The sequence below is a fragment of the Pantoea rwandensis genome, assembly GCF_000759475.1.
GTDB lineage: Bacteria > Pseudomonadota > Gammaproteobacteria > Enterobacterales > Enterobacteriaceae > Pantoea > Pantoea rwandensis_B.
In genome coordinates, this window is the sequence record NZ_CP009454.1 from 847611 (window position 1) to 860164 (window position 12554).

Here is a 12554-nt window from a genome sequence, read left to right on the forward strand (position 1 = left end):
TTCGGTATGCTGGCGTCATCGCGATTCACAAGGCTGTGCTAAGTTTGAGGCTGATATGAAAACTCCAATGAAAAAACCTGACATCCTCAACGTGGAAGCGGTGGCCCGCTCCCGCTTGTTTACTATTGAAGCGGTTGATCTCGCTTTCAGTAACGGTGCACGCCGTGTCTATGAGCGTATGAAACCTTCCAACCGGGAAGCGGTGATGATTGTGCCGATTCTGGGTGATGATGTGATCCTGATTCAGGAATATGCCGTAGGGCTGGAAAGCTATGAGTTGGGTTTTCCTAAGGGGTTAATCGACCCAGGCGAAAGCGTGTTTGAAGCCGCAGACCGTGAGTTAAAAGAAGAAGCCGGCTTTGGTGCCCGAAAACTCGAAGCGCTGGGTAAACTCACTATGGCACCCTCTTACTTCTCCAGCAAAATGAACATTGTGGTGGCAGAAGGGCTGTATGAAGAGAAGCTGGAAGGGGATGAACCTGAACCGCTGATTGTTCACCGCTGGCCGCTCAATAACCTGCTGGCGTTGCTGGAAGAGCCAGATTTCCGTGAAGCCCGGAATGTCAGTGCGCTGTTCCTGGTGCGTGAGTGGCTGGTGAAGCAGGGTCGATTGACCTACTGAAGACGACAAATACGCAATAAAAAAGCCGGCGAATACGCCGGCTTTTTTTATCAGAACAGTTCGTGGCTTTGGCCGTTGTCCATGAGTGTGGTGCCCACATCATGCACTGAATACTCCGTTGGCTGAGTGCCATTGATGAAGTACTCCTGACGGGTATTGCCGCCACCGTTGGCCAGCTTGCCCGTACCGCGATCGATCGTCACAGTGACAACGCCATCTGGCGGTGTCAGCGGCTGTACCGGCACGCCATCCAGCGCAGATTTCATGTAATCATCCCAGGCTGGCTGAGCACTCTTCGCGCCGCCTTCATAGCCAGAAATCTGGTCAGGAATCGCACCTGACATGGTCGAGCGGCCCAGCGCGCGTGAATCATCGAAACCAATCCACACTGAGGTCACGACACCAGGGCCGTAACCAGAGAACCACGCATCCTTCGAGCTGTTAGTGGTACCGGTTTTTCCGCCGATATCGTTACGCTTCAGGTCACGACCCGCGCGCCAGCCTGTTCCCATCCAGCCGGGCTCACCGAACACGTTGGAGTTCAGTGCGCTTTTGATCAGGAACGACAGCGGCGTATTGATCACATGCGGAGCATATTGCTGATCACCCGCGGGTTGCGGTTGAGCGGGCACTTGCTCCAGCTCGGGCTGTGGTACCGCTTGGTTCTGCGATTGATCGGAGGTTGCGACGTTTTCCACGCTCTCTTCATTCAACGCCAGCGATTTTTTGGTGTCGCCGTAGATCACCGGCAGATTGCACTGCGGGCAGGCAATCTTCGGTTTCTCTTCAAACACCACGCCGCCTTGCTCATTTTCAATTTTGGTAATGAAGTAAGGATCGACAAGGAAGCCGCCGTTAGCCATCACGGCATAACCGCGCACCACCTGCATTGGGGTAAACGAAGCCGCACCCAGTGCCAGCGATTCGGTATGGATGATGTTCTGTGCAGGGAAACCGAAGCGCTGCAGATACTCTGCGGCGTAATCCACACCCATCGCACGCATTGCACGAACCATCACCACGTTTTTCGACTCACCCAGGCCCTGACGCAAGCGGATAGGTCCCGCATAGGTCGGCGGGGAGTTTTTGGGGCGCCAGTCCGCTCCGGCACCCGCATCCCAACGTGAAATGGGCACATCGTTCAGTATGGAAGCCAGCGTCAGTCCACGGTCCATCGCGGCGGTATACAAGAACGGTTTGATGTTTGAACCGACCTGACGCAGTGCCTGTGTCGCGCGGTTAAACATACTCTGGTTGAAGTCAAAACCACCGACCAGCGCGCGTACCGCACCGTCTTCTGGATTGAGCGAGACGAGGGCCGAGTTGACCAGCGGCACCTGACCTAACCACCAGTCGTTATCGACTTTACGCACCCAAATCTGCTGGCCAGCCTGCAGTACCTGCGTCACGCTGCGGGGCGTAGGGCCTTGTAGCGTGTCGGATTTGTAAGGACGCGCCCAGCGAACGCCCGCCATACTCAGAGAGACGCTGCTGCCGTCTTTCATCATCGCGGTGGCTTCATCGGCCGTGGCCGTGGTCACCACGGCGGCATTCAGTGGGCCGTAGGTGGGCAGGTCTTTCAGCGCGTTTTGAATGCGGCTCTTATCCCAGCTTGCTTCGCCCACTTTCCACAACACGTTGGTCGGGCCGCGATAACCATGACGCATGTCATACGCCATCACGTTATTGCGAACAGCTTGTTGTGCGGCCTCCTGCAGATGACGCGTGACGGTGGTATACACCTTGTAGCCATCATCGTAAGCGGCGTCACCATAGCGTTTCACCATCTCCTGACGCACCATTTCGCTCAGATAAGGTGCGGAGAAGGCAATTTCGGGACCATGATAGGTTGCGACCAGCGGCGTGTTGCGCGCGTCATCATACTGCTGCTGCGTGATGTAATTCTGGTCGAGCATACGCGCCAGTACCACATTACGACGCGCCAGCGCGCGCGCATGAGAGTAAAGCGGGTTAAAGGTTGACGGTGCTTTCGGCAGACCGGCAATCATCGCCATCTCACTCAGTGAGAGCTGATCAACCGGCTTACCGAAGTAGACCTGTGCTGCCGCTCCGACACCATAGGCACGGTAACCGAGATAGATTTTGTTGAGGTAGAGCTCGAGGATTTCATCCTTGCTCAGCAGCTGTTCAATGCGAATCGCCAGGAACGCTTCCTTGATCTTACGCATCAGCGTGCGTTCGGGGCTAAGGAAGAAGTTACGCGCCAGCTGTTGCGTGATGGTACTGGCACCCTGCGAAGCATGGCCGGACACCAGCGCGACGCTGGCGGCACGGAAAATGCCCACCGGATCGACGCCGTGGTGCTCATAGAAGCGGCTGTCTTCCGTTGCAATGAACGCTTTGATCAGCTCAGGCGGCATCTGTTGCAGGGTGAGCGGCACGCGGCGCTTCTCACCATACTGGGCGATCAGTTCGCCATCCGCGCTGTAAACCTGCATCGGGGTTTGCAAACGCACGTCTTTCAGCGTGTTCACATCGGGCAGCTGCGGCTCTATGTATTTGTACAAACCATAAACCGTGCCTGCTCCCAGCAGAATGCAACACACTGTAAGAATCAATAAATACTTTACGAACTTCACCTGAGAATTCCCATCTGTTGTCGTTTGGGCAGTTTATAAACAATCGCGCGGTAGTATAAAGGCAAGCCTGACGCTTTGATATACCCGTCATACTTCGAGCTGCAGCTGTGTCGGCTGCGCGAGCTTACCTTAGATGCTGACTTCAGTAAGCGCCTGAGCCATCGCTCGTTTTCCGCCTTGCCGCGACTCGAAAGATTTAGGGTATCTCTTTTTTTACCTTAAAAGATAAGGAGATCGCGCATATGGCTTTTCAGCGCTGGCAAATCGGATTGGACATCCAAAACGGGCAACTCTGCGCCCTGGGCATTGAACGCCGACGTCATGGCTGGCAGTTACGCCATTGGTGGCAACAACCGCTGCCGCACGATACGTTACGCAACGGCGTGTTGCAAACTACCCCACTGTTACAGGAGATGTTGACGCGCTGGCAGCGTCATCTGCCGAAACGCTATTCACTGCGAGTTGGCTTGCCGCCGCAACTGGTGTTGCAGCGAACATTGCCGCTGCCAGAAACCTCGCTCAGTGAACCGGCAATGAGCCGTTATGTGGCATCCTCGGCACCACGCCTGTTTCCGGTTGAACCCGCCACGCTGTCGATTGACTACCGCTCGGCACGTAATGCAACGCAACTGTGCATTACGGCGGCACGGCGTGAAGTGATTGCGCAGTGGCTGGCGCCGCTAAAGGAGGCTGGCCTGCGACCCGATGTCTTTGAACTGAGCAGCCTGGCGTTGGCCCAAATCGCCATGCGCATGCCGCTGCATCGTGACCAACTTTTAATCCATCCGCTTAGCGATCACTGGCTATGGACGTTAGCCGGTGAGCCGGGCACTTCAGGCGCGGCCACAGAACCTCTAACGCTGGCGAAACTGCGTGAAACCTTCCCTCAGGCATCGTCCATCTTTTGTACCTCGGCCTTCAGCCTGGCTGAACCTAACGTGACGCACTGCCGACCGCTTTCATTACTGCACTATCGACAACCGCCACTGCCCGCGCAAGAAGGTGAGTTTGCTATTGCGCTCGGTCTGGCGCTGCGCCCGGAGGATGCATGATGCTGGCCGTCAATTTATTACCCTGGCGCGTGCGGTTGCAGCAGCGCCGCCGCCAGCAAAGTTTTTCCCTGTTGGGATGCGTCCTGCTGGCGACGGTAATGATGGTGCTGTCGTTATGGTGGCGCGGAAGCCAGGCACAGGGCCAGATGCACAGGACGTTGGCGGAGATCAGCCAACAGCATGAAGCGTTGCAACGCCAGTTGACGCAACAGCAACTGCTGCTGCAGCAACGCGATGAGCTATTAGAGGCGCAGCTGATACGGCAGCGTAAAAAGGATGAGCATCAGCGCTGGCAACAGTTCTGGCAGCGCTTGCCGATGTTGATGCTGGACACGCTTTGGCTCAAACGGGTGGAGCGGCGCCAGGGCATCTTGCTGTTCGAAGGGCAGGCGCAGAGCATGATGGCGATCCAGGATTTTCGTCATCAATTGATGAGGCAGCCGCTGTTTGCCACGGTAAAACCGGCCAGCGTGCAGCGCCAAACTGCTGGGCACTATCGATTTGTCTTGCGCGCGCGGATGCAGGAGAACATCGGTGAATGATGCATTGCAGCGCTGGCTCGCTTTAGCCCTGATGTGGCGCATTGCCTGCCTGTTGGGCATGTCTCTGCTGCTGATGCTTTTGGCGTGGTGGGTTTTACTACGCCCGCAGCAACAGGTCCATGCTGCCCAATTACGCCAGCAGGCGGTGATGTCACAGCAGGTGATGCAGCGTCAGCAGCTATTGGCTGCACGACCTGCCATCAACCTGCTGGAACAGGAAATCGCACGGTTACAGCAACCCATTAGTGGCGTCACTGAGCAAGTTACGCTCGAAGCTTTGATCACCGAGCGTGGCGAGCAACTGGAAAGCTGGCTGCCGGATAATCAGCCACAGCAGTTACAGCTGCGGCTCGGCTGGACGCAATTTGTCCCGCTGTTTTCAGAGTTGTCATTGACTCGCCTGCCTGTACCGCAGCGCTTTGAACTCAAAGAAGAGCAGGGATCGCTGAACACACAGCTGTGGCTGGAGGATGGAGATGCGCCATAGTGCATGGCTGTTAGTACTGTGGAGCGGCTTTACGCTGGCACGCGATCCCTTTCAGCCGCAGGCCGAGGTGCAATGTCGGATGCAGGTGGCTGAACCTGATGGCTGGCGGTTGCAGGGCATTATCGGTACTCCCACGCGCTATGTTGCCTGGCTACGCTCACCAGAAGGAAAAAACCATCGGCTTGGCCCTTCGGCTCGGTTACCGCGCTCAAGCTGGCAGGTGGCAGCGTTAACCGCGAATAGCATGACCTTGCATGTCGCGCAAAGCTGCCCACCGCAGCAAATCACCTGGTCTATAAAAGGAGGATATTATGAAATGGATGACACTACTGCTGTGCCTGAGTTTGAGCCTGCCCCTGCAGGCAAATGAGGAACGCTTAAGCCTGGTGTTTGATGATGCCCCCGTTGAACGTATTTTGCAGGCGCTGGCAGATTATCAACAAACCAACCTGCTGATTGCACCAGGCGTTGAAGGGCGCTTATCACTGCGCCTGGAAAATGTAGGATGGGAGCGCGCACTGGCGCTGGTGACCCGGTTGGCAAAACTCACCGTGGTGCAGGAAGAGGGCGTGCTGCTGGTTTATCCCGAAAGCTGGCAACAGATGCAGACACAACAGGCGAAAACAGAACATGAGGAGCGGCAACAGCAACTTCCTCTCGAACAGCAGTCCGTCACGCTGCATTACGCCAATGCCAGCGATGTCTATCGTAGTCTTCAAGCGGAGCGTTCACTCCTCACTCCACGCGGCAGTGTCACGGTCGATAGCCGCACCAACAGCTTGTTATTGCGTGACACCGCCGCCGCGCTGCGTGATGCCTCGCGCTGGTTGCGCGCGCTGGATATGCCACTCGAACAGGTCGAGTTGTCTGCCCACATCATCACTATCAATGAAGAACATCTGCGTGAGCTGGGGGTGAACTGGCACACCGCGCCTGCGCAAAGTGTGACGACGGCATTGCATCATCCACAACTGGCGATCCCATTGGCCGTGAATAGTCCTGCGTTGCGCGCGGGCGTCACGCTGGGGCAGGTTAGTGGGGAATTGTTGAATCTGGAACTCAGCGCGCTCGAGCAGGAGAACCAAATCGAAATCATCGCCAGCCCGCGGCTTTTTACCTCTCACCAGCAAACCGCTTCCATTAAACAGGGAACCGAAATTCCTTACGAGGTGAAGTCGGGCAGCAGTGGTGCAACGGCGATTGAATTTAAAGAGGCAGTGTTAGGGATGGAAGTGACGCCCATGGTGCTGGGGAATGGACGGATTCAGTTAAAACTGCGCTTAAGCCAGAACATGCCAGGGCGCAGCCTGAACGTGGGTGAAAGCAACGTGCTGAGTATTGATAAGCAGGAAATTGAAACGCAGGTGACGCTGCGTGATGGCGAAACGTTGGCGCTGGGCGGGATTTTCCAGCAACAGCGCATGCAGACCGAACAGCGTGTACCGTGGTTGGGTGAACTGCCCTTGCTGGGAACGCTGTTTCGTCAGCAAACCAAAGAACATAAAAAGAAGGAGTTGGTGATCTTCATTACCCCCAGACTGGTCAGGGAAGCAGCGCTTACTACCGGATAAAGCGGAAAATTCACTCTGATTTGCCATCTGCGTTGACGCAGGGCAGGAATTAGCTTACAAGGTTTAGCGATTTTTAAAATGGTGTAGCGGAACGCGGCAGGATAACCTTCCGATGGGCGTCAGTCACAAGCGATACTGGCGTCAGAATATATTTTCCCTAAATAATTCGAGTTAAAGCACGGCGGTGAAAGCGTTAATTCCTAAGCTTATATCTGTAAGTTTAAGGGACGCGAAGACACGGCCAGCGCGCATGGTGCTTGAAGTGTGAGGGAAAACAGGAGGGGCGTTACCGTCTCGCGAACCACAGACCGGTCCTGTTACAAGGTCGCCGGGGGCAATTTATTCGGTTGCCAAACGGCCATGAGTGTTGAGATAATTTTCCGTCTGACTCTTGTTAATGCTCATGAGGTCTCAGTTCCTGTCCCGCCAGCACTATGCTGAACGCGGGGTATCATCAACGAATTCTTAGTAATACCGATAAAATGGCAGAGAAACGCAATATCTTTCTGGTTGGGCCGATGGGTGCCGGCAAAAGCACTATTGGTCGTCAGTTAGCTCAGCAACTCAATATGGAATTTTTCGATTCCGATCAGGAAATTGAGCGACGTACCGGAGCGGATGTAGGCTGGGTATTTGATGTGGAAGGCGAAGACGGTTTCCGCGATCGCGAAGAGAAGATCATTAATGAACTCACCGAGAAACAAGGCATTGTCCTGGCGACCGGTGGTGGTTCTGTCAAATCCCGTGAAACCCGCAATCGTCTCTCCGCCCGCGGCGTGGTCGTTTATCTTGAAACGACTATCGAAAAGCAACTTGCTCGTACACAGCGTGATAAAAAACGTCCGTTGTTGCAGGTTGAAGAGCCACCGCGCGAAGTACTGGAAGCTTTAGCTGGCGAACGTAATCCACTTTATGAAGAGATCGCTGACGTCACTATTCGCACTGACGATCAAAGTGCAAAAGTTGTCGCCAATCAGATCATCAACATGCTGGAAAAAAATTAATCCAGCGCCCTGACGGCTCAGCAATAGGTATCGGTCATCATGGAGAAGATCACTGTCTCACTCGGGGATCGTAGTTACCCCATCACCATCGCTGCCGGACTGTTTAACGATCCGGCTTCTTTTTGGCCGCTAAAAGCAGGCGATAACGCCATGCTGGTGACCAATGAGACGCTTGCCCCGATCTACCTCGACAAGCTGTCAGCACTGCTTTCGCAGGCGGGCGTGAAGGTGGATCAGGTGATTTTACCTGATGGTGAAAAGTACAAGACGCTCGCTGTGATGGACGATGTCTTCACCGCGCTGCTGCAGAAACCGCATGGACGTGATACCACGTTAATTGCGCTCGGCGGCGGTGTGATTGGTGATCTCACTGGGTTTGCCGCTGCGAGCTATCAACGCGGTGTGCGCTTTATCCAGGTACCGACAACGCTGCTGTCTCAGGTCGACTCTTCGGTCGGCGGTAAAACAGCCGTCAACCATCCGCTGGGCAAAAACATGATTGGTGCCTTCTACCAGCCCGCCTCAGTGGTGGTCGATACCGATTGCCTGGCTACGCTGCCGGCGCGCGAATTGGCGTCTGGTCTAGCGGAAGTGATCAAATACGGCATTATCCTCGACGGGGAATTCTTCCAGTGGCTGGAGCAGAATCTTGATGCTCTGCTGGCACTGGATCAGCAAGCCCTGGCCTACTGTATCCGTCGCTGCTGTGAACTCAAAGCTGAAGTGGTTGCCGCCGATGAACGTGAAAACGGTCAACGCGCACTGCTCAATCTGGGCCATACTTTTGGTCATGCGATTGAAGCGCACATGGGCTATGGCAACTGGTTACACGGTGAAGCGATTGCGGCGGGAATGGTCATGGCTGCCCGTACCGCCGAACGGCTGGGTCAGTTCACTTCGACGGATACCGATCGCATTATTGCGCTATTTTTGCGAGCGGGTTTACCGGTGCACGGCCCGGCAAGCATGCAAGCAGAAGCGTATCTTCCGCACATGATGCGCGATAAAAAAGTGCTGGCGGGTGAAATGCGTTTGGTGCTGCCTCTCGCAATTGGTCGCTCTGAAGTGCGCGCAGGTGTGGCACATGATATGGTGCTGGCTGCGATTAACGATTGTATAAAATACTGAAGATATCCGGAATAAGTTGAGCTGCAGCAAGGTGGCCATCGCATGCGTTCCAGGCGCTGACATCAGTGAGATGTCTGGATGCATAGGATGCAGCCAACGTCGTTTCAGCTCGAAGTATCACGGATAAAGCAGTGAGTGGTGATGCGGTGCGTGGGAAGCGTGCTGTTTTACGGAGGAGGCTAGATGGATGAGTTCAAACCGGAAGACGAGTTAAAACCTGATGCCAGTGACCGCCGTCCAACGCGGCCACGCAAAACGTCTTCTGCGCCGAAAGCGAAGGTACCTGTTTCTCGTCAGCATATGATGATGGGGATCGGCATCCTTGTTCTGCTGTTGGTGGTGCTGGGTATTGGTTCGGCATTGACCGGTCCGGATGATAAGAAACCTGCAAACACGGCCAGCAATGGCAATGCGGCGCCAACGGCAACCGGTGGTGAAAAGAACATCGACCTTTCCGGCTCGACGTCCATGAGTGGCCAGCAAAGCGCCACACCTTCAGTGGACACACCGCAGACGCCAGCGACATCCTCCTCTTCAGCAGGCGGCGATTCCAACTCGATTTCTATGCCAGCAGTGTCTTCAACGCCGACGCAAGCTGCACCTGTCGATACGCCAGCCAATCAGCAACGTGTAACGCTGCCGGGCGATCTCAACAGTGCGCTGAGCAATCAGCAAGGCCAGGTTGATAACGCGGCACAGGGTGCACAAGGCAACAGTTCATTGCCGACCGCCCCTGCTACCGTAAGCGGTAACGGTAAAGCGATGACGCCTCCGGCGATGCGTTCTGAGACACCTGCGCGTACCAACAGCAATGGTTCACGTGAAACGCACAGCAACACCGCGCATAAAGCGCCGACCACGTCGAAACCGGCAGCCGGAGCAAAAGAGAATAAAACGCATACCACTGCCGCGCACAATGCGCCGGTGAGCGCCAGCAGCGGTGCCAGTAAGTCACTGCCAACGGGCGGTAGTTACACGCTGCAGTTGAGCGGTGCGTCGAAAGAAGAGAGCCTGAATGCCTGGGCGAAGAAACAAAATCTGAGCGGTTATCACGTGTATAAAACCACGCGTAACGGTCAGCCCTGGTATGTGTTGGTCAGCGGTGCTTACGCTACGCCAGCCGATGCCAAGCGTGCAGTGGCATCACTGCCGGCTGAAGTCCGTGCGGCAAATCCGTGGGTAAAACCGTTGAGTCAGGTGAAGAAAGAAAGTCAGTAATTGATGTGGGGCTGCGATCGCGCGGCCCCGTTTAAAGCGCAAAGCTGCTGTCGGTTCCACCACAGCCTATAATTAAGATGTAATAACCACGACAGCATGAAGAAAAATCGCGCTTTCCTTAAATGGGCCGGAGGGAAATACCCGCTGCTTGACGATATCCGTCGTCATTTGCCACAAGGTGACTGTTTAGTCGAACCTTTTGTGGGTGCCGGTTCCGTGTTCCTCAACACCGATTATGATCGCTATCACCTGGCGGACATCAACGGTGACCTAATCAATCTCTATAACATCGTTAAAAACCGCACGGCTGAGTTCATTGAAGACGCGCGGCAACTGTTCACGCCTGAAGGTAATATCGCAGAGACCTATTACGCGCAACGTCTGGCATTTAACGCCAGCAAAGATGAATATCAGCGTGCATTACTGTTTCTCTATCTCAATCGGCATGGTTACAACGGTTTGTGCCGTTACAATCTGCGCGGTGAGTTCAATGTGCCTTTTGGTCGTTATCGCAAACCTTACTTCCCGGAAGCGGAGCTGTTGTGGTTTGCCGAACGGGCGCAAAAAGCGACCTTTGTCTGTGAATCGTACGATGTTACTCTGAACAACGCCCCTGCTGGCTCAGTGGTTTATTGCGATCCGCCGTATGCGCCCTTGTCGGCGACGGCGAACTTTACCGCGTACCACACCAATAGCTTTAGCCTGCGCGAGCAGCAGCATCTGGCCGAGCTGGCAAATAAGCTGGCACATGAAAACAGCATACCGGTGCTGATTTCCAACCACGACACGCTGCTTACGCGTGAGTGGTATCAGAATGCGGTTTTACACGTAGTCAAAGCCCGGCGTTCCATCAGCCGAAGCATAAGTGGTCGCACTCAGGTTGACGAACTGCTGGCGCTTTTCCGCTAGCCTGTTTCGTCCGCGACCAACGCATTACGCCAGCTCTGGCTGGCGCACAAAATTGGGAGAATCGGATGAAACAATTTTTGCTGGCCCCTTCAATTCTTGCTGCTGACTTTGCTCGCCTGGGCGAAGATACCGCCAAAGCGCTGGCAGCAGGCGGGGATGTGGTGCATTTCGACGTGATGGATAACCACTATGTGCCTAATCTGACCATGGGGCCAATGGTGCTGAAAGCGCTGCGCGACTATGGCATTACGGCACCGATTGATGTGCATCTGATGGTGAAACCGGTGGATGCGCTGATTCCAGAGTTCGCTAAAGCGGGCGCGACTTACATTACCTTCCATCCTGAAGCCAGTGAGCACGTTGACCGCACGCTGCAACTGATCAAAGAGCACGGCTGTAAAGCGGGTCTGGTGTTCAATCCGGCGACGCCGCTCGATTACCTCGACTACGTGATGGATAAACTCGACATCATTCTGCTGATGTCAGTGAACCCTGGCTTCGGCGGTCAATCTTTCATTCCTGGCACGCTGGACAAATTGCGTCAGGCGCGTCGTCTGATTGATCAAAGCGGTTACGATATCCGTCTGGAAGTGGACGGTGGCGTGAAGATCGATAACATCGGTCAGATCGCGGCGGCAGGTGCGGATATGTTTGTGGCTGGTTCAGCTATCTTTGGCCACCCCGATTACAAGAAAGTGATCGACGAAATGCGCGGCGAACTGGAGAAAGTTAATGGCTCATTTCACTGATATCCGCGCGCTGGCGTTTGATCTCGATGGCACGCTGGTCGATAGCGCACCGGGTCTGTCCCAGGCCATCGATCATGCTTTAGGTGATTTGCAGCTGCCGCCGCCCGGCGTTGCGCTGGCCTCCACCTGGATTGGCAATGGCGCAGATGTGATGATGACACGCGCGCTGACCTGGGCATTAGGCCGCGAACCGCACGCCGAGGAGCAGCGCGACGCGCGCTCGTTGTTCGATAAGTACTACGCCGAAACAGTGGAAGCGGGCAGCACGCTGTTTCCGCAGGTGAAAGAGACGCTGGCGGCGCTGCACGCCAAAGGCTTGCCGATGGCCATCGTCACCAATAAGCCGACGCCGTTTGTCGCGCCTTTGCTGCAATCGCTGGGCATTGCCGATTTCTTCACGCTGATTATTGGCGGTGATGATGTGGTGGTGAAAAAGCCCCATCCGGCAGCGATCTTCCTTGTTTTGGGTCACTTTGGCGTACTGCAAAAAGAATTACTGTTTGTCGGTGATTCTCGTAATGATATTCACGCAGCTCAGGCTGCGGGTGTACCCAATGTCGGTATGACTTTTGGCTACAACTATGGCGAGCCGATTGCCGCCAGCCAACCCGATTTAACTCTCGATACTTTTAGCGAACTTTTGCCCGCTCTCGGGCTGTAATTATCAGGATA

13 protein-coding genes are annotated in these 12554 nt (G+C 55.0%); 12 read left to right on the plus strand and 1 reads right to left on the minus strand.

Going from position 1 to position 12554, the window contains the following annotated elements:
- Nucleotides 1-55: 55 nt before the first annotated feature.
- Complete coding sequence (nudE, locus tag LH22_RS03755) at nt 56-622, plus strand: ADP compounds hydrolase NudE (RefSeq protein WP_038644276.1); 567 nt, start codon at nt 56-58, stop codon at nt 620-622.
- A gap of 50 nt (nt 623-672) precedes the next feature.
- Here the strand turns inward: nudE and mrcA are convergent, their stop codons facing one another.
- Complete coding sequence (gene mrcA / locus LH22_RS03760; protein ID WP_038644278.1) at nt 673-3222, minus strand: peptidoglycan glycosyltransferase/peptidoglycan DD-transpeptidase MrcA; 2550 nt, start codon at nt 3220-3222, stop codon at nt 673-675.
- Nucleotides 3223-3464: 242 nt separating this feature from the next.
- Between mrcA and pilM the strand changes: the two genes are divergently transcribed.
- The 11 genes from pilM (at nt 3465) to LH22_RS03815 (ending at nt 12543) form a co-directional block, all read left to right on the plus strand.
- A complete protein-coding gene (gene pilM / locus LH22_RS03765; protein ID WP_038644280.1) occupies nt 3465-4274 on the plus strand; it encodes a pilus assembly protein PilM in 810 nt (269 codons plus the stop codon).
- Nucleotides 4271-4816, plus strand: coding sequence for a PilN domain-containing protein (locus tag LH22_RS03770; protein ID WP_234465510.1), 546 nt, complete (start codon nt 4271-4273; stop codon nt 4814-4816). Before pilM ends, LH22_RS03770 begins: the two co-directional genes overlap by 4 nt.
- Nucleotides 4809-5303, plus strand: coding sequence for a hypothetical protein (locus tag LH22_RS03775; protein ID WP_038644281.1), 495 nt, complete (start codon nt 4809-4811; stop codon nt 5301-5303). Before LH22_RS03770 ends, LH22_RS03775 begins: the two co-directional genes overlap by 8 nt.
- A complete protein-coding gene (locus LH22_RS03780; protein ID WP_038644282.1) occupies nt 5293-5673 on the plus strand; it encodes a HofP DNA utilization family protein in 381 nt (126 codons plus the stop codon). The genes LH22_RS03775 and LH22_RS03780 overlap by 11 nt, the downstream gene beginning before the upstream one ends.
- A complete protein-coding gene (gene hofQ, locus LH22_RS03785) occupies nt 5615-6874 on the plus strand; it encodes a DNA uptake porin HofQ (protein ID WP_081946708.1) in 1260 nt (419 codons plus the stop codon). The genes LH22_RS03780 and hofQ overlap by 59 nt, the downstream gene beginning before the upstream one ends.
- Nucleotides 6875-7356: 482 nt before the next feature.
- On the plus strand, nt 7357-7878 hold the full coding sequence (gene aroK, locus LH22_RS03790; RefSeq protein WP_034820046.1) for a shikimate kinase AroK: 522 nt from the start codon (nt 7357-7359) through the stop codon (nt 7876-7878).
- A 39-nt stretch (nt 7879-7917) separates the two neighbouring features.
- Nucleotides 7918-9006, plus strand: a complete 1089-nt coding sequence (gene aroB, locus LH22_RS03795; RefSeq protein ID WP_038644284.1) for a 3-dehydroquinate synthase — start codon at nt 7918-7920, stop codon at nt 9004-9006.
- 183 nt (nt 9007-9189) lie between these two features.
- On the plus strand, nt 9190-10224 hold the full coding sequence (locus tag LH22_RS03800; protein WP_038644285.1) for an SPOR domain-containing protein: 1035 nt from the start codon (nt 9190-9192) through the stop codon (nt 10222-10224).
- A gap of 96 nt (nt 10225-10320) precedes the next feature.
- On the plus strand, nt 10321-11133 hold the full coding sequence (dam, locus tag LH22_RS03805) for an adenine-specific DNA-methyltransferase (protein ID WP_038644286.1): 813 nt from the start codon (nt 10321-10323) through the stop codon (nt 11131-11133).
- Between the two features lie 65 nt (nt 11134-11198).
- Nucleotides 11199-11882, plus strand: coding sequence for a ribulose-phosphate 3-epimerase (gene rpe / locus LH22_RS03810; protein WP_034819612.1), 684 nt, complete (start codon nt 11199-11201; stop codon nt 11880-11882).
- The gene (locus LH22_RS03815) at nt 11866-12543 is read left to right on the plus strand and encodes a phosphoglycolate phosphatase (RefSeq protein ID WP_034819610.1); all 678 of its coding nucleotides are present in this window, start codon (nt 11866-11868) and stop codon (nt 12541-12543) included. Before rpe ends, LH22_RS03815 begins: the two co-directional genes overlap by 17 nt.
- Nucleotides 12544-12554 lie beyond the last annotated feature (11 nt).